12 protein-coding genes and 1 tRNA gene are annotated in these 17856 nt (G+C 60.5%); 9 read left to right on the top strand and 4 right to left on the bottom strand.

The genetic code is table 11. From position 1 onward, the window contains the following. Nucleotides 1-16 precede the first annotated feature (16 nt). From DN745_RS12560 to DN745_RS12550, 3 genes are read left to right on the top strand one after another with little or no spacing between them, the layout of a single operon-like run. On the top strand, nucleotides 17-811 hold the full coding sequence (locus DN745_RS12560) for a zinc ribbon domain-containing protein (RefSeq protein WP_111335318.1): 795 nt from the start codon (nucleotides 17-19) through the stop codon (nucleotides 809-811). A gap of 33 nt (nucleotides 812-844) precedes the next feature. Further along, on the top strand, nucleotides 845-1924 hold the full coding sequence (gene thiL, locus DN745_RS12555) for a thiamine-phosphate kinase (protein ID WP_111335316.1): 1080 nt from the start codon (nucleotides 845-847) through the stop codon (nucleotides 1922-1924). Next, on the top strand, nucleotides 1921-2760 hold the full coding sequence (locus DN745_RS12550; RefSeq protein ID WP_162687645.1) for a class I SAM-dependent methyltransferase: 840 nt from the start codon (nucleotides 1921-1923) through the stop codon (nucleotides 2758-2760). Before thiL ends, DN745_RS12550 begins: the two co-directional genes overlap by 4 nt. Before the next feature lie 28 nt (nucleotides 2761-2788). On the opposite strand, the gene DN745_RS12545 is transcribed toward DN745_RS12550, so the two are convergent. Together DN745_RS12545 and DN745_RS12540 are read right to left on the bottom strand one after the other, a co-directional pair. Then, nucleotides 2789-3409 carry a type 1 glutamine amidotransferase domain-containing protein gene (locus tag DN745_RS12545; RefSeq protein WP_111335313.1) on the bottom strand — a complete coding sequence of 207 codons (621 nt, stop codon included), beginning with the start codon at nucleotides 3407-3409 and terminating at the stop codon, nucleotides 2789-2791. 202 nt (nucleotides 3410-3611) lie between these two features. Continuing rightward, a complete protein-coding gene (locus tag DN745_RS12540; RefSeq protein ID WP_111335311.1) occupies nucleotides 3612-7322 on the bottom strand; it encodes a hypothetical protein in 3711 nt (1236 codons plus the stop codon). A 408-nt stretch (nucleotides 7323-7730) separates the two neighbouring features. Here DN745_RS12540 and DN745_RS12530 point away from each other — a divergent pair. Both DN745_RS12530 and DN745_RS12525 read left to right on the top strand, forming a co-directional pair. Continuing rightward, a tRNA-Asn gene (locus DN745_RS12530) sits at nucleotides 7731-7803 on the top strand. Nucleotides 7804-8118: 315 nt separating this feature from the next. Beyond that, nucleotides 8119-10341 carry an NADP-dependent isocitrate dehydrogenase gene (locus tag DN745_RS12525; protein ID WP_111335308.1) on the top strand — a complete coding sequence of 741 codons (2223 nt, stop codon included), beginning with the start codon at nucleotides 8119-8121 and terminating at the stop codon, nucleotides 10339-10341. A 113-nt stretch (nucleotides 10342-10454) separates the two neighbouring features. On the opposite strand, the gene DN745_RS12520 is transcribed toward DN745_RS12525, so the two are convergent. Further along, nucleotides 10455-10889: a Fur family transcriptional regulator gene (locus tag DN745_RS12520; protein ID WP_111335307.1), complete on the bottom strand. Its 435-nt coding sequence runs from the start codon at nucleotides 10887-10889 to the stop codon at nucleotides 10455-10457. A 162-nt stretch (nucleotides 10890-11051) separates the two neighbouring features. Here DN745_RS12520 and DN745_RS19365 point away from each other — a divergent pair, with 162 nt between their 5' ends. After that, nucleotides 11052-11918, top strand: coding sequence for a hypothetical protein (locus tag DN745_RS19365; RefSeq protein ID WP_133621865.1), 867 nt, complete (start codon nucleotides 11052-11054; stop codon nucleotides 11916-11918). A 24-nt stretch (nucleotides 11919-11942) separates the two neighbouring features. Further along, nucleotides 11943-13178, top strand: a complete 1236-nt coding sequence (gene zigA, locus DN745_RS12505; protein ID WP_111335302.1) for a zinc metallochaperone GTPase ZigA — start codon at nucleotides 11943-11945, stop codon at nucleotides 13176-13178. A 109-nt stretch (nucleotides 13179-13287) separates the two neighbouring features. Here zigA and DN745_RS12500 read toward each other — a convergent pair whose 3' ends face one another. Next, the gene (locus DN745_RS12500) at nucleotides 13288-14661 is read right to left on the bottom strand and encodes a WS/DGAT/MGAT family O-acyltransferase (RefSeq protein ID WP_111335300.1); all 1374 of its coding nucleotides are present in this window, start codon (nucleotides 14659-14661) and stop codon (nucleotides 13288-13290) included. 261 nt (nucleotides 14662-14922) lie between these two features. On the opposite strand from DN745_RS12500, the gene DN745_RS12495 reads away from it, so the two are divergent. Both DN745_RS12495 and DN745_RS12490 read left to right on the top strand, forming a co-directional pair. Next, nucleotides 14923-15909, top strand: a complete 987-nt coding sequence (locus tag DN745_RS12495; protein ID WP_111335298.1) for a diaminopimelate dehydrogenase — start codon at nucleotides 14923-14925, stop codon at nucleotides 15907-15909. A 140-nt stretch (nucleotides 15910-16049) separates the two neighbouring features. Continuing rightward, nucleotides 16050-17729 carry an AMP-binding protein gene (locus DN745_RS12490; RefSeq protein WP_111335297.1) on the top strand — a complete coding sequence of 560 codons (1680 nt, stop codon included), beginning with the start codon at nucleotides 16050-16052 and terminating at the stop codon, nucleotides 17727-17729. Nucleotides 17730-17856 lie beyond the last annotated feature (127 nt).

The following is a 17856-nucleotide window of genomic DNA, read 5'->3' as shown; positions in this document are numbered from 1 at the left end:
AACTTGAGAGAAAGCTGTGGAAATACGCTGTGAGAAATGCTCGCATATCGGTCCGGCGGCCTCGGTCGACGCTGGCGCCGATGGGGTGATGCTGACCTGCGAGAATTGTGGCCACCAGAATCTGCTGAGCACCGGGCCTGCAGAGGCTGCCTTCGAGAAGTCCGCCGAGGCGCGAAATGACGACGGAGCACCGAGCAGCCCCGGGCGCCACGGCGCTCGCGATGCCGCCAGTCTGTGGCTTCGAAAGGACGCGCTTTCAGCGCTCGTTCCAACGCCGGGCGACGGCGCGCGCTGCCTTAAATGCGTTCATCTCCTTGGCTTTGATTTAGCCCTGACCCCAGAGCCCGAACAAAACTGCTCGCGTTGCGGTCTCAACCAGGCCGAGGCTGCACATTATGGGCCCGGTGAGGCGCCGTGGGAGCGTCCAACCCCCGGAAAAGATGCGGCGTTTGAGCAAGCCGAGCTCTTGTGGGCCGCTATCGGGGAGGTTGAGCCGGGATCTGCGGCCGCCGAACACAAGCTTCAGAACTTCGTCGGGTTTGTGGTCGATGAGGACCTCCTCGAACTTGGCATTCGCAAGCTGCGCGCTCATCTGGTCGCGTTCCCTGAGGACGAAACGGCCGTCGCGCAGCTTGGCGAACTTGCGACGAGCATGCAGTCGCGGGTGATCGTCGCGACCGCGCGCGCCCGCGCGGATGCCCAACAATTCGAACAAGAAGTCGACCGCTATCGCAGTCGGTTTATCACGGTCGCGATCATCTTGCTCGCCGTCATGCTCGTCCTGTTTATCGTTATTTATTTGGGCAAATAAGTCGCTTCCCCCGACGCCACGGACTTTCCGCCTATGTATCGCGAATTTAAGCTTATCGAGCGTATCGAAGCCCTGTTCTCGGATGCCGACTCGTTGGACCCAGCGGCCGCGGGAAAGCACGGCGTTCGCGTTGGTATCGGCGACGATTGCGCTGTCCTTGAGCCCGGGGCTTTCGACCTGATTTCGACGGATACCCTGGTCGAAGGCGTGCATTTTCGTCGTGACTGGAGCTCCGCTGAGGATATCGGCTTTAAGGCCATCGCCGTCTCGCTGAGCGATGTCGCGGCGATGGGTGGGCGCGCCGGCGCGTTCCTCTTGAACCTCTCGTTTCCGCCAGACCTCGAGAAGCCGTTTATCGACGGGCTCTTGCTGGGGCTCAAACAGGCGTGTGACCTCTTTCGCCCGGAGAAATTCTATATCAATCCCATCGGGGGCGATGTGACCTCGACCTCGGGTCCGATGATGATCACGACCACGGCGCTCGGCTCCTCGACGCCTGGTGGGGCGCTGCTGCGCTCGCAGGCCCAAATCGGTGACCGGGTATTTATTACCGGGCCGACGGGGCTCTCCCACGCAGGTCTTGATATTCTCCTCGATGGAGGCGAGGAAGTCGCGTACCCGGCGCTACTCCGCGCGCACCGGCGCCCGTATCCCCGTGTGCTGGAAGGAGCGGTTATTGGTGCCTCAGGCCTGGCAGGGGCGATGGTCGACACGAGCGACGGGCTTATCCAAGACCTCGGGCATATCTGCTCGGCCAGCAACGTGGGCGCGCGCATCTTTCTGGACCGGCTTCCTCGTCATCCCGAACTGATCGCCTATTGCGAACAATTCAGCGATGAGAAAAAGCTTTTTCGCTATTTACTTGGTGGCGGCGAGGATTTTCAGCTATGCTTTAGCGTACCTGAGCGCCATATCGACGAATTGCAGCGCATCATGCAGCACGAGAGAAGCAGGGATGGTGCAGATGGCGGCGCTGATTGCTCCCCCGGCACAAACTGGGAACTCTTCGAGATTGGTGAGATTATCGACCCCGTCGAGGGTGTTTCGGTTGTCGACGCGCAGGGCGAAAAATTTCAATTGGATTCCGTTGGCTACGAGCATTTCGCACCGTGAGCAAACCTACCGACAGTACATTTGAGCAAGCGCGCGCCTATAAGGCGGTGGTCGAGAAGTTGTGGGCCCAGCCAGTCTTTGAGGCCTCGCGTGCGCTCGTGCCCTGCGAGGAGGCGGCCACCGTCCTGGTCGCCGAGGCCCGCTGCGGCTTCGTCCCGCTTGAGCTTTTGTCCGTGCTCAAAGAAGGCACGCGCATCATCGCGTTGGATGGCCACGACGCGATGCTCGACGTCGCGCGCAAACGCGCCGAGAGCGTCGATACCCAAAAGCGTATCTTCTTTGTGGACCAGCGCGTCGGCAAGATCTCCTATGCCGACGGTGTGTTTCGCGCCGGGATCTGCTTCGATGGGCTATTAACCCTGCGCCAGACCGAGCAAGCCATGGGGGAACTTGCACGCGTCAGCGCCGATGGCGCCACCGTGCTCATCGCCGCGCCGCTGGCCGAGAGCTTCCCCGAATTCTACGATATCCTCGACGAGGCGCTGCGCGCCCATGACCTGCTCGAGCTCGTCGCGCCCCGTATCGCCAAACTCAAGCGGACCCTCCTCACCCCATCGCGACTCGCCGCGCTTGCACGCGCCGCCGGGCTGACCCAGATAGCCGTCGAAAAGCTTAGCTGGGAGCTCGCCTTCGCCGGAGGGCACGAGTTCCTCCAGTCGCCGCTGATCCGTGAGACCTTCTTCCCGCATTGGCTCGGACTTATCCCGTCGTCGGACCGCGAGCCGGTCCTGCGCTACGTCGGCGACGCCATCGACACCTATTGGCACGGGCGTATCTTCCGCACCCAGATCTCGGCGGCCTTGCTGTCGGCAAAAGCCTCCGATGGCGACGCGTAGGTCGTGGCGCCCGCTTTGCGCTGCAGCCTCAGGCCCGCGGACGCGGTCGCTTCGAGCCGTCTCGTTGGGCGCGATGGCGCTCGGGCGAGGCCACTTGCCCCTTTTGGGTGCCTATTTTAAAGGCCTCTAGCATTTTGGCGCAGAATGCGTCCAAGTCCCCCGGATTGCGACTCGTCACCAACCCGTTGTCCACCACGACCTCCTGATCCATCCAATTCGCGCCGGCATTTTTCAGGTCGGTCTTGATCGAGCCATATGAGGTGAGCTTTCGCCCCCGAATCACGTCCGCCTCGGCCAATAGCCACGGACCGTGACAGATGGACGCCACTGGCTTGTGCTGCGCGAAGAACGCATGCACGAACTCGACCACCGCCGGGTTCATGCGGAGTTTGTCGGGATTCAGCACGCCGCCCGGGATCAGCAACGCGTCGAATCCCCTCGCGTCAACCTCGTCGATGGTCGCGTCGACCGGAATCGACTCGCCCCAATCCCCATCGTGCCAACCCCTAATTTCTCCGGCCTCCAGGCTAATAATCGCGACTTCGGCGCCGGCCTCGCGTAACGCGATAAGTGGCTCCTCAAGTTCGGATTGCTCGAATCCGTGGGTGGCAAGGAGGGCGATCTGTTTTGTGTCGAGCTCTTGAGCCATCGTATGTCCCCGGTGATGTTGGACGGTTGGTTTTGTGAACGGTGGGCGCGTGTGGCGCGCGTCGATGCTGTGCACGTGCCACGAATGTAGGCGCGGGTGGGAGGGCGTCCATGTGGGGCGGGGCGAAGGGGCTTGAAAACAGAACGCCCCGGGCCGCCTAATTGGGTGGTCCGGGGCGCGTGAGCCTTAGCTCAACGAGGGATTAGTTACACGATTCGCCGGCGTGGAACTCCATGCCGCGAATGCACTCGTCCGGGCTGCTTGCGTCGATGCAAGTGTCGCCTTTTCGGCAGGAGCCTCCGCAAGGGCCGGGCTCGGCCGAGATGGTGAAGATCGAGCATTGCGGCTCGTTTCCGTCGGCGTCGATGCAGCGATCTTGCGGGCCACAGGTCTGCTGCAAGCCTTGCTGGCAGTCGGCGTCGGAGCTGCATTCGCAGACCGACTCGGTGTCCCAACGCGCGTCGAAGCAAGACTCGACACTATTCATCCACGCCTCACCAACCTGCGGGTGATAGGTGGGTTGGGTGACAGTCGCGTAGCGATATTGGGGTTTGAGGTTGTCAACCGAGAGCTCGTCGCTCGGGTCGATCAACATCTGGTTGAGGTCGAAGGTGCTGCCGTTGAGCAGGTGCGGGAACGTCATCGCCATGGCGACGCTGGCCGGGCTGAGGTTCGCCTCCAGGCAGCCCCAGGTCTTGACGACCGCTTTGAGGGCGTCACGGCATAGCCAGGAGTGGGCTTGGCCGGTCTCCGGGTCACGGTACTCGCAGTTGAGGTTGTCGATGGAGCCGCCGACGTTCTGCGTCCATTCTTCCCAAGGTTGCCCATCAATGCACAACTGATTCTTGGACCACAACTCCAACCCAATCTCCTCGCCCCAGTTGACCAGGTCGGTCAGGCTGTCGCCGATGTCGGAGGGCTTGGGCGGCACGGGGTTCTCGACGTTCTCCTTCATGTCCTCTTTACACCAGTCGATGAAGTCCTGGGGGCTGCCGGCGTTGCCCTCGTAGACCGAGGTCAACGGAGTTTCGGGGTAGCGCTCGACGTAGCCGCTCATGAAGCCGCCGGGCAGGGGGCTGGTGGCGGAGCCGGTCACAGGCTGGGGCTGGTGGTTGGTCATGGCGCCGAGCTCGGCGCTGCACTGGTCCTGGTAGCGTGCTTCCAGGCCGGGCTGGTACCAAATCTTATAGGTTGAGGCCAATTCCCACGCGTCGCTCCAATCAAAGAGCTTGAATTCCTTGGACTTTCCAAAGATCTGGGCGGCCATTTTGATGTCGATTCCGGCGGTCAAATATGCCCACAGGAGCAGGTCCGACAGGGCGTAGCTGCTGACCGCGTGCAGCGGGGCGTCGACGTTTTGCATGCCCCAGACGATCTCTTCGGCGGTGGGGATGCCGTGCGGCGGGCGGCAAAGCCCGGTGTCGCAGACGCGTCCTTGCGCGCAGTCGTCGTCGACGGCGCATTCCATCAGGCAGGCGCCCTCGGAGCAGGTTCGACCGTCGCCACATGCGTTTGGATCCTGGGGATCGCAGGCGCAGGTATAGGTGTCGGACTGCGCGTCGACGCAGACGCCGTCGACATTGCAGGTTTCGCCGCTGGTGCAGTCGGCGTCACTATCGCAACCGCAAGCCGACATGAAGCCGGTGCCAAGAGGGTGACAGCCGTCGCCTTCCCAACCGGTGACCTTTGGCTCGCTGGTTTGCACGCAAGAGTAGGCTTTGAAGGGGCTATGCGAATTGTCTTGAGCACCGCCGTCGCCGGGGTCGCTGCATGCTTCGGGGTTGGTCTCGGGGCTGCAGACGCCGCCGTTGACCCAGCGTCCCTGGGATTCAACGCACTCGTTTTTGCTCAGGAGGCAGGTGAAAGACATCTCACTCTGGCCGGTGGCCGGGTCTTGTGTCTTCATGCAGCAACGGCCGCCGTCGGGTTGGCCGCCGCCGTCGCCGGGGTTTCCAGCGCCGGGCACAAGGGCCAGACAGTCGGCCTCAGTGACGTCTGCGGCGACTATTTCGCCGTCTTGATTGACGCAGTAGCCGAGGGTCTCGCAGGCGTTTTCGGCGCCGTTTTCGCAGGAGAGTTTGGCGTCGGACTGGCCGATCGCTTTATTGTTGCAGGAGAGACCTTTAACCACATCGAAGACCGCGTTGCACGGTGCGTCGACCGGCGGGTTGCTATTTACGAGCGCTTGAACCAGCGCGTAGTTCAGGTCAACCACGCCGCCCCAGCCGCCCGGCTGGACTTTGACGCCCACGCCGACGTTGGCAGAGATGCCCAACTCCAGCCATTTGGCCAGCTTTACGCCGAAGAGCAGGTGCGCGCCGATCTCGGGGGTGACGTACGCGGTGGTGCCGTTGTCTTCGCTGACGTCGGGCGCCTGCATGGCGTGCATCTCGCGGGCGAAGTCGGCGTCCTGAAGTTGTGCCGCCGCCGGGATATTCTCGTTGACTTTGTCGCGGATACGGTCGCGCATGACGTATGCGTCGTGGATCCACTCGACGCCCGCGCCCAGCTTGAAATAGGGGGTAATGTAGGCGCCGGGATAGACGGTGATCGTGGGCAGGTCGAGCTGGAGCGGCTCCAGGTCGAGCTTGAGGTTGAGCCCGGCGGACATGATCGCGATGCTTGGCTCCTCCCACGGTCGGTCAACCTGGGGCCGCGGCCAGGTGTAGCTTTGCCCGTCGTCAGCCGAGGTATAGCTCGCCGGGTAGAAGTTGGAGATGAAGAGGGAGCCGGGGACGTAGACATTACCGTTGGCGTCGGCCAGGGCGTCGAATTCGCCGGGCTCGACGAGTTGGAAGATGTCGTAGTCTTCGACGTCGTCTGAGGTAATGGGGGCTGTGCTGGTCGGGATGCCGAAGGGCTTCTGGGCGTTCCAGAAGCCGAAGCCGTTGACCTGAATGTTGGCCTCGGCCGAGGGCATCAGGCTCAGGCTTTTGCCGAAGGCGTTGACCGCGAAGCCGCCGGTGCGGAATTGGGCGCGGTGCGAGCGGCTCAAGTTGTGCGAGCTGTAGCGCGCGCCGATGCTGACGTTTTCGCCGCCGAGGTTGCCCATCTGGGCGAAGACGGCGTGGCCGGCGTAGCCCACGCACATGTGCAGGTCGGGGCGCTGCTCGGTGTAGGCGCCCAGGTGGTATCCTGAGGTGAAGCGGTCGACGTACTCGAGTAGAGCGGCGATGAGGTCGGCGAAGTTCTGCAGTCCTGCGCCGATCGCGCCCATGGCGTCGAGCACGCCTTGGAACTCGACGCTCTGCAGATAGGCCGAGATGCCATCCAGGGAGTGGATAAGCTCCAAGACGGTGCGCTTGGAGACGCTGGCCGATTGCCCGGCGATCTCTACCGACAAGAAGAGGTCGTTGGAGTTCCAGGTTTGCACCGACGGGGTGCCCACGTTGAGGTTGCCGGGTAGGCCGTCGCAATAGGTGTTGCACTCCTGGCGAGTGAGGGTGTCGTCAAAGCAAGCTGAGTATTGTGGGGCGTTGGCGTCGAGCCAGTCGCCCAGCGCGCTCAGCTCGATGTCGCCGGGCAGTTGGGTGGTACCGAAGTCGCAATTGCATAGGCAGTTGCCGTTGACCTGACCGGTGGTGACCTCCTGGACGCTCTCGAGCTTGGCAGTGGCCTTGGTGAACATCGAGGTGAGCAGCTTGATGCTGTCGAGGAAGTTCAGGTTGCTGCTGAGGTTTTGGTAGTCGGGTTTTCCGGAGGTGATCTCTCCCCAGCGTGGTCTGGGCGCCCAGTCGTCGGGTTCTTCGTCGCATAGACCGATCTCGGGGTCCTCTAGTTCCTCGACTGGCAGGGGGGCCTCGACGTCGATGGGGCCAGGCTCGCAGCCCACCGAGGCGCTGAGCGCGACCGCGATAATACATAGTGAGAATAGCCACCGGAGCGGGGCATGGCGTTGAGTCGTTGTATTCATGAGGATTGAATCTCACTGTAGATAGTTATGAAACGGGTTAAACGAAACGATGATCTGCGAGGGACTCTACTCAGAGTGCAGTGCAAAATCAGCGAGGTATTGGTGCCCATTTTGCGCAATTTTGGGGTATTATTACGGGCGTTGGGTTCGGCGCGGGGAGCGGTGGTGCAGGGCGCGTGTGACTTGGGGGTGGGCGGCCGGGGAGCAAAATTCGGGTGTCTGGCGAGGGAGGTGCAAAGTGACGCAGAGGTCGGCGGTTGGGTGGTGAGGGGTTCGTTGAGCTGTCTGGAGGAGGTTCTGGAAAAATTGTTAACAAAAATAACAAAACTAGTTGACAGCGTGTTTGGACTGTGGCAGAAAATCGGCTCCCAGGCGGGGTTGCTCACAAGGCGTCCACCGCGGAGGTAATCCGGCTTAGCTCAGTTGGTAGAGCAGGCGACTGTTAATCGCCTTGTCACTGGTTCGAGTCCAGTAGCCGGAGTCGCAACGAAGCCCCAGACGCAAGTCTGGGGCTTTTTTGTGTCTGGATTTCGGCGAGGGGGGCGTTCTCTCGGCGCCTTGACCGGATCGTAGGCGTTGGCTACACGCAGACAGCGTTCGTGTTGGCCGGTCTTAACCAGGGGTATTTCGGTTGGGTGGCGGCGCTCGAATGCGTTCGCAGTGCGCGGGGTTGGCCCGTGGTTGCGGGTGTGATTGTTTGGGAGTGTCTTTACTCGAAAGAGGCTTTTTTATTGGGGGGAGTTCATGATAGGATTCGCACCGTTTAACATCCTTATACACATAAGAGGTTCTGATAATGAGTGACAAACCGACCATCATCTACACGAAGACTGACGAGGCTCCGGCGCTCGCCACGCGTTCCTTCCTCCCGATCGTCGAGGCCTTTACGGCGCCGGTCGGTATTGAGATGGAGGCGCGCGACATCTCGTTGGCGGGGCGGATCCTTGCGAATTTCCCCGACTACCTCAGCGAGGAGCAGCGCGTCAGCGACGACCTGGCGTATCTCGGTGAGCTCGCGCTTAAGCCGGAAGCCAATATGATCAAGCTGCCGAATATTTCGGCGTCGGTGCCGCAGCTGAAGGCTGCGATCGCGGAGCTTCAGGCCAAGGGCTATGCGATTCCTGATTTTCCGGAAGATCCTGAGACGGACAAAGAGAAAGAGATCGCCAAGCGATACGGCGTCGTCAAAGGGAGCGCGGTCAATCCAGTGCTGCGTGAGGGTAACTCCGACCGTCGGGCGCCGAAGGCGGTCAAAGAGTACGCCCGCGCGAACCCGCATTCGATGGGCGAGTGGTCGTCGGACTCGCGCTCGGAGGTGGTGTCGATGAAGGCGGGGGACTTCCGCAATAGTGAGAAGTCGGTGACGCTCGGGGCGGCGACGACGGTACGCATTGAGCATGTCGCGGCAGACGGCGCGACCACGCAGCTCAAAGAGCTTAGCCTGCTGGAGGGCGAAGTGATCGATGCATCGGTCATGAGCAAGAAGGCGCTGGTGAAATTCCTTGAAGAGCAGGTCGCGGATGCGCGGGAGAAGGGGATTCTCTTCTCGTTGCATATGAAAGCGACGATGATGAAGGTCTCGGACCCGATTATTTTCGGCCACGCGGTTCGAGCTTATTTCGCGCCGGTGTTCGAGAAGCATGGGCAGGTGTTTGATGAGCTCGGCGTGGACGTGAAGAACGGCTTTGGGGATCTCGTTGCGAAGCTCGAGGAGCTTCCGGCCGACAAGCGCGCTGAGATCGAAGCCGACATACAGGCGGTCTATGCCAACGGTCCCGACATCGCGATGGTGAACTCGGACAAGGGAATCACGAACCTTCACGTGCCGAGCGACGTCATCGTTGACGCGTCGATGCCGGCGATGATCCGCACGTCGGGTTGCATGTGGAATAAGGATGGCAAGACTCAGGAGACCAAAGCGGTGCTTCCTGATTCGAGCTATGCCGACGTCTACGAGGCGGTTTTCGACGATTGCAAGGCGAACGGCGCCTATGATCCGACGACGATGGGGAGCGTGCCCAACGTCGGTCTTATGGCGAAGAAAGCCGAGGAGTACGGCTCGCACGATAAGACGTTTGAGATCGCGTCGAACGGCGTGGTCCGCGTCGTGGACGCTGACGGAAAGGAGCTGATTAATCACACGGTCGAAGCGGGCGATATCTGGCGTATGTGTCAGACCAAAGACGCGCCTGTCCAGGACTGGGTGAAGCTTGCGCTGCGTCGCGCCCGCGCCACCGGTGTGCCGGCGGTGTTCTGGCTCGACAAGACGCGTGCTCACGACGCGGAGCTGATTAAGAAGGTCAACCAGTATCTCGACGAGAGCGACACCGACGGCCTTGAGATCCATATCATGGCGATTCGCGAGGCGAGCGAGTTCACGCTGAAGCGTCTGCGCAACGGTGAAGATACGATCTCGGTTACCGGCAACGTGCTGCGTGATTATCTCACCGACCTGTTCCCGATCCTGGAGGTTGGCACGAGCGCGAAGATGCTCTCGATTGTCCCGCTGATGAACGGTGGCGGCCTGTTTGAGACGGGTGCTGGTGGTTCGGCTCCGAAGCATGTGCAGCAGTTCGAGAAAGAGAACCACCTGCGCTGGGACTCGTTGGGAGAATTCCTGGCGCTTGCCGTATCGTTTGAGCACCTGGGCGAAGCCTACGATAACCCGGCGGCGAAGGTTCTGGGCGCGACGCTCGACGATGCGACTACGAAGTATTTGCTGACCAATAAGTCGCCGAGCCGCAAGGTCAACGAGCTGGACAACCGCGGCTCGCACTTCTACCTGACCATGTACTGGGCCGAAGCGCTGGCGAACCAATCCGACGACGCGGAGTTGGCGGATCGGTTTGCGCCGCTGGCGGCGAAGCTTGCAGAGAATGAGGAGCAGATCGTCAAAGAGATGATCGAGTGTCAGGGGCAGCCGATGGAAGTCGGTGGTTATTATATGCCTGACGAGGACGCGGTCGTCGCAGCGATGCGCCCGAGCAAGACGTTCAACGACATCATCGCGTCGTTCTAAGTTGATGGCATGATGGTGTAGAGGCCCGGTCACTTCATTGTGACCGGGCCTTTTTTTGTGTTGCGGGTGTGTGGGGGAGGACGTTGGTCGGTCAATGTTGTCATGGCGAGGCTTCAGGGGGGCGGTTCCAGGCAATCCGGGCATTCGCCGCGAAGCTGGACCATCGCGCTCTGGATGGAGTTGGCCCAGGGGCCTTCGAGCAACATTGAAGCGGTTAGCTCGGCGGGCAAGCAAGCGATCTGGCCGCAATCTTCGCAGATGAAGTGGGGGTGTCGGTGTTCGTCGTGCTGATTGCGGACGAGCGAGTAACGGTCAATGCCTTCGACGCGACTGACCACTGGCGCAACCCCGGCATCGCGCAACTTTACCAGGTTTCGATAGATCGTGGCCGGATCCCAGTCGGTCTCACCCAAGAGCTCAAGGACCTCGGTGTGTGACAGTGGGGTGCGGGAGGAGGCAAGTATTTGAAGTACCGCGACTCGCGGAGCGGTGGCGCGGAGGTTGCTTTCGTGGAGTAGCCTGCGTGCCTCGTCCTTGTTGATGGTCATTTTGTATCTCGGCAGTGGGGGGGAGCGTGAACGCGCAAAGTCTAATGGAAGCGGGCTCTACTTGCAACTAGCTTGCAAGTGGTTTTGAGGTGTGCTAGCTGGGCCTGACTTGCAAGTGGCTTGCAGGTGTATTCTATTTGCGTTTATTTAACGGAGCCTGAGATGAATTTTACTTTTCCCAATTCTATCGGTGTTGTTCGTGCATGCGTGGTTGCCTCCTTATTGACGGGGTTTGCGTTGAGCACGGGTTGTGGTGACGACGAAGGCACTATTGAGCAGGTCTGCGGTGGCCATGGTGAGCGGCACGGCGACCATTGTCACTGCGATGCGGGCTATGTTTTGTCGGAAGATGAGCAGTCGTGCGTGGCCCCGGATGGGGAGGATGGTCACGGTCATGAGCATGAGCAGGACGCAGGCGGTGGTGATAGTGGCCACGAGCATAGTGAAGATTCTGGGCATGAGGGTGAGTTCGAGTTCGCGTCGAGTGAACTGAGCGCGTCGACAGGTATGGCTGATGATGGCTCGCAGTTTTGGGTGCTTGAGGCGATCGGGGGCGACGTTGTTCTGGGAATGGAGCTCTACGAGGCATTCGGGGGCCCGACCTCGGCAGGTGTCGTCGAGATCGGCGAGGCGGAGACGGACTACGCTAGCTGCGGTACCTGCCTGATTCTGAAGACTGGGTGTGAGGCTCACGGAGATCACTTCCATTGTGAGCGAAGTTTTATGCCGCGCGCTGAGGGTCAGGTGCATCTTGACGCGATTGGAGGAGCAGCGGGCGAGCATCTGACCGGCGAGTTGTTGGGAGTGGTATTTCAGGAGGTAAATATTGGGGAGGGTTATGAAACGGAGCCAGTCCAGGGCGGAGAGGTACTGCAAATCGAAGCGTGGAGTTTCGACGTTGAGCTCGCGGGTCTCCCGTTGGTCGAAGAGGAGTGCAACGGTCACGGACATTTGCACGGCGATACGTGCCATTGCGACGCGGGCTATGTGCTTGACCTGACGGATTCGACCCAGTGCATTCCCGAATGAGTATGAAGAGGAGTAATAAAGATCATGAAACAAGAAAACAATTTGGAGCAAGCGCGCTTGCCGGTGACGGTGTTGTCGGGATTTCTCGGCGCGGGAAAGACAACCTTGCTGAATCAGATCCTTTGTAACCGTGAAGGTCGTCGTGTCGCAGTTATTGTGAACGATATGAGCGAGGTGAATATTGACGCGGCGCTTGTGGAGCGCGGTGGGGCAGAGTTGAGCCGAACTGAGGAGAGGCTCGTGGAGATGTCCAATGGTTGCATCTGCTGCACGCTGCGGGATGACCTGCTTGCAGAGGTTTCCCGACTGGCCCAGGAGGGGTGCTTTGACTATATGCTGATTGAGTCGACCGGGATTTCGGAGCCAATCCCGGTGGCGCAGACGTTCACGTTTGAAGACGAGAGTGGGGTGAGCCTGAGCGAGGTTGCACGTCTCGACACGATGGTGACGGTCGTGGATGCGGCGAGTTTCCTTCGGGATTATGAAGCGGCTGATGCTTTGCAGCAGCGGGGGGAGTCACTGGGCGAGGGGGATCAACGCACAGTGACGGATCTACTGGTTGACCAGGTTGAGTTTGCCGACGTGATTGTGTTGAATAAGATCGATCTTGTGACGGATGATCAGGCCATGGAGGTTGAGGCCATCGTCAGGGCGCTGAATCCGGGCGCACAGGTGTTGATGGCGACGCGCGGGCAGGTTCCGCTGGAGTGTGTGCTTGATACGGGGCTCTTTGACTATGAGAAAGCGGCGAGCTCTGCGGGGTGGATTCGAGAGTTGGAGGGTGAGCAGATACCGGAGAGCGAGGAGTATGGGATTGCGAGTTTCACGTATCGCAACGTGCGGCCCTTCGATGCGGAGAAGTTATGGGGATTTCTCAACGACGACGCGAATTGGCACGGTGTGCTTCGCTCCAAGGGATTATTCTGGGTGGCCGCCGACCATCGAGTGGCCTACGAGTGGGCCCAGGCGGGCGGGGTCAGCAGCGTGAACCCTGCGGGAATGTGGTGGGCAGCGGTCGCGCCGGAGCACTGGGGGCACTCGCCCGGCGAGCGTGCAGATGAGCGTCCAGACTGGCATCCCCGGTTTGGGGACCGTACTCAGCAGTTGGTGTTCATCGGCCAACAGGTGGACGAGACGGCGATACGCTCGGGGTTGGATGCGTGTTTGCTCGATGAGCAGCGAGCGGGTGGAAATAGCGAGGGTTGGGCGAAGCTTGCGAATCCGTTCCCACCGCTGGTGATACCGGAGCCAGCTGGCTAGCCAGGAGATTGCGGCGAGTCCCATTTGGGGGCCGCCGCAATTATGTGTTTGGGTTTACGAGAGAGAGGATGGAAGGCGGCGGGGTGAAACGGAGTGATAGTCAGGTGATCTAGAATAGGGCGTCGAGTTCATCGAAGGCGGTCTGCATGGCGTCGGCGAGGCGTTCGAGGTTGGGGAAGGTATCGCGGCAGGCGGTGATGCCGAAGTTGAGGCCATCGGCGCTGCTTTTGCAGGAGATGTTAAGGGCCTGGCCGTGGAAGGGGAGGGATACGGGGTAGGCGGCGTCGAGGCGAGCGCCGCGGAAGTAGAGTTGTTGGCTGGAGCCGGGGACGTTGGAGATGATGATGTTGAATTGAGGGCGTACCCATCCGCCGACGCCGCCGAAGTGTTGCAGGCCGGTAGGGATGAGTCGCACCGCGCTATATTGGAGCATCGCGGCCTGGGGGAGTTTCTTGAGGCGCTCTTTCCCCTGGTTCATGGCACGTTTGATTTCATGAAGGCGCCCGGCGGGGTCGGGGATGTCGGTTGCCAGAGAGGTGAGCATGGCGCCGAGGCTATTGCCGCCGCCGGGGTCTCCTTGGGGGCGGATATTGACCGGGACCATGGCGACCAGCGGTTCATCGGGCAATTGGCCCATCTCCTGCAGGAATTGTCTGAGGGCGCCGGCGCAAATGGCTAATACGATATCGTTGACGGTCGCGTCGGCCGCGGTGGCGAGGGCTTTGATGCGGCTGAAGCTAAATTGCTGGGTGGAGAAGTTGCGGTTTTTGCCGATGCGCCCATTGAGTATGGATTTAGGGGCGCGCGGCGGGGCGCTGGTCTCTGAGTGTTCTTGAGTGGCGGATTTCCACAGGTTACGAAGGGCGCCGACGGCGCGGGGGGCGGCTCGAAGTTGGGTGTTGGCCGTCTCCCATAAATTATGTTGAGGGGGCGCGTTGAAGCTGGATGTCGGCTGGAAAAGAAAGAGCGGCGCGTCGACCTTGTTGGGGTCGGTGGACAGGCTCTGGGTCAGGATTTTGCTGCCGGTGAAGCCGTCGATGAGCGCGTGGTGCATCTTGGCGTAGATGGCGACGCGTCCGTCGGCGAGTCCGTCGAGCAGGACGACCTCCCAGGGGGGGCGGTGGAAGTTGACCGGGCGGGTGTGCAGGCGCGAGACGGTGGTGTTAAGGGCGTTGGTATCTCCCGGTGCGCTGACGGCGACGCGGCGGATATGATGGCCGAGGTCGATATGGTCGTCTTTAACCCAGGATTGGGCGGGGTGTTTTAGGAAGTCTGGGTGAGCCAGCTTGAGATTCCACGGAGGGCAGAGCTTTTTTCCGTGGTTGGCAGCGTCAAGGAGTTCGCGGATCCATTGCGCGGGGCTGTCTTCGGTGGGCGTTAAAATGAGAAGCGCGCCAACGTGAATCTTCACTGTGGAGGATTCGCTTAGCAAAAAGATCATATCCGTGGGGCTCAATCGTCTGGCCCTGCTTTTACTGCTCATATGCCACAAACTCTTGTACGGGAAGCGCTTAACGAGTCACGAGAGTTGTTGGGGCTGGCGGGTTTGTCAATGCTCTGAGGGAGTGGCGCTTCGGCCGGTGGGTGCGGTTGGGCCAGGAGGTGAAGGCGAGCGGGTTGGAGTGGGGGTTGGGGGGCTGATTGCGGTGAGGACTTGGCGATGTAATATCGAGGCGAGCGAGATGGAATGGAGCCAGGACGCCTGGTTGATGGATGGCAGGTTATCAGAACTTTGGAGAAATGAATGAAGGATGAGATTCGGATTGGAATCGTAGGGTATGGGCGTCTTGGCCGCGGGGTCGAGTTGTCGGTTGCCCAGCAGCCCGACATGACCCTTGCTGGGATCTATAGTCGGCGTTCGCCGGGGAAATTGACGGCGCTCTCGGCGGAGACGCCGGTGGAGTCGGTGGCGGCGCTTGAGAAAGGTGATGCGCCGGTGGATGTGTTGATTTTGTGTGGGGGCTCGCGGGATGATTTGCCGCATCAGAGCCCGCGATATGCGCGGCAGTATAATATTGTCGACAGTTACGACCACCACGCGCGAATTCCGGAGCATCTGGCGGCGGTGGACGAGGCGGCGCAGGTGGCGCAGCGCAGCGCGATTATATCGAGCGGATGGGACCCGGGGTTGTTCTCGTTGCAGCGGTTGATTGGGGAGGCGTTTTTGCCTGAGGGGAAGACCTATACCTTTTGGGGAGAGGGCGTGAGTCAGGGGCACTCTGACGTCATACGCCGCCTGCCCGGCGTGGCGGGGGCGGTGCAGTATACCATCCCGCTGGAGAGCGCGATTGAGGCTGTCGAAGGTGGGGAGCAGCCCGAGCTGACGGCCGGTGAGTCGCACCGACGCGAGTGTTACGTGGTGTTAGCGCCGGGGGCTGATGCGGAGGCGGTTCGGGAGGCGATTGTGAGCATGCCCGACTATTTTGAGCCGTACCAAACGCAGGTTCATTTTATCACACAGGCGCAGCTTGAGGCCGAACACGCTGAGATTCCGCACGGGGGTTATGTCATTCGAAGCGCCGAGACGGGTGGCGGCGCGTCACAGCTCATCCAGACGCGCCTGGCGCTCGGATCGAACCCGGAGTTCACGGCGAGTGTGCTGGTGGCGTATGCGCGAGCGGCGTATCGGCTCTGTGAGCGGGGGGATTTTGGGGCGAAGACGGTATTTGATATCGCGCCGGTGTTATTGTCGGCGAAGGATCCGGCGGAGTTGTATCGCGAGTTGTTGTGAACGGTGAGGAGGTTGGCCGGAGGCTCCCGTCCAGGGGCTTCAGAGCGAAAGGCGAGGCGCCCTTATCAGCTTTTGATTTCAGGCGCGGTGCGATACCCTTGGGGTGTAATAATTGGATAAATAATACCCTGCGAGAGACCATGGCGACGAAGATTTGGCTTGATAATTATCCTAGCGGTGTGCCTGCCGAGATTGACCCGGACATCTACGAGTCGATTCCGGATATGTTTGAGAAGACGGCGGCCAAGTTTTCGGGGAGGCCAGCGTTTCACAATCTAGGACATACCCAGAGCTACGCGGAAGTTGAGCGGTTGTCGCGCAACTTTGCGGCCTATCTGCAGGGGCTGCCTGGGATGCGCAAGGGGGACCGGGTGGCGGTGATGTCGCCGAATCTGCTGCAATACCCGGTGGCATTGTTTGGGATTCTGCGCGCGGGCATGGTGCTGGTGAACGTGAATCCGCTATACACCGGGCGGGAGTTGGAGCATCAGCTCAAAGACTCGGGGGCCAAGGCGATTGTGATTGTCGAGAATTTTGCTTCGGTCTTGGAGCAGGTGATCGAGCGCACGCAGGTCGAGCATGTGGTCACAACGCAAGTGGGCGATATGTTGCCGGTGCCGAAGCGTTGGATCGTGAATTTCGTGGCAAAAAAGGTCAAGAAGATGGTGCCGGCGTGGCGCATCGAAGGGGCTGTGAGCTTTCGCAATGCGCTTGATGATGGGGCGTCGAAGGAGTTTCGTGCGGTTGAGATGGCGAGTGAGGACGTTGCGCTGTTGCAATATACCGGAGGCACGACGGGGGTGTCGAAGGGGGCGATGCTGACGCATCGCAATATACTGGCGAACTTGGCGCAGACGGGGGTGTGGATATCGGAGAGCTTTGAGGAGGGCGCAGAGATCGTAGTTGCGCCGCTGCCGCTCTATCATATCTTCTGTTTGACCTCGACATTGTCGTTTATGCGGTGGGGGAGCCTGAGCGTGCTGATTTCGAACCCGCGGGATTTGCCGGGGTTGGTGAAGGAGCTGGGGCAGTGGAAATTTAGCGTGATGACAGGGGTGAATACGCTGTTCAATGCGCTGTTGCATGCGCCCGGGTTTGAGTCGGTCGACTTTGGGGCGCTGAAGGTTGTGGTCGGTGGCGGCGCGGCAGTTCAGAAGTCGGTGTCTGAGCGTTGGAAGGCGACGACGGGAACGTATATCTCGGAGGCCTACGGTTTGACGGAGTCGTCGCCGGGACTGTGTGGCAATCTGCTGGAGACGCCCTGGAACGGGTCGGTTGGCTATCCGCTTCCGTCGACGGAGGTGTCGATACGGGATGCGGATTTCAACGAGTTGCCGGTCTGGACGGGGGAAGGGGATATCGAGGCGCATACTGGAGAGGTGTGCGCGCGCGGGCCGCAGGTGATGGTGGGGTATTGGAATAATGCCGAGGAAACCGCCAATACGTTGCGCGACGGTTGGTTAAAGACCGGGGACGTCGGGCATATGGATGAAGAGGGTCGCGTCACGATTACTGACCGCAAGAAGGATATGATTGTAAGGTCGGGGTTTAATGTTTATCCGGCGGAGATTGAGGAGGTGATAGCGGCGCATCCGGGAGTGCTTGAGTGTGGCGTGGTAGGGGTGCCTGATGAGAAGTCAGGTGAGACGGTGAGGGCGGTGATCGTGAAGAAAGAGCCGGGCCTCACGAAGGAAGATATTATAGAGCACTGTCGGGCGAATCTGACGGGGTATAAGATACCGCAGGACGTGTTATTTCGAGATGAACTGCCTAAGACGCCGGTCGGAAAGATCTTGCGGCGTAAGTTGCGCGATATGTGATGGCTTCGGCGGTGCGTGTATAGGCTCGTTTGCGGAGTCGAGGTCGTCTCAGTAGGTCGTGGGGTCGTCTCAGTAGGTCGTGAGGTCGTCTCAGTAGGTCGTGAGGTCGTCTCAGTAGGTCGTGGGG

It is taken from the genome of Bradymonas sediminis, from assembly GCF_003258315.1.
GTDB classification, from domain to species: domain Bacteria; phylum Myxococcota_A; class Bradymonadia; order Bradymonadales; family Bradymonadaceae; genus Bradymonas; species Bradymonas sediminis.
This window is presented reverse-complemented; position numbering and strand designations above follow the sequence as displayed.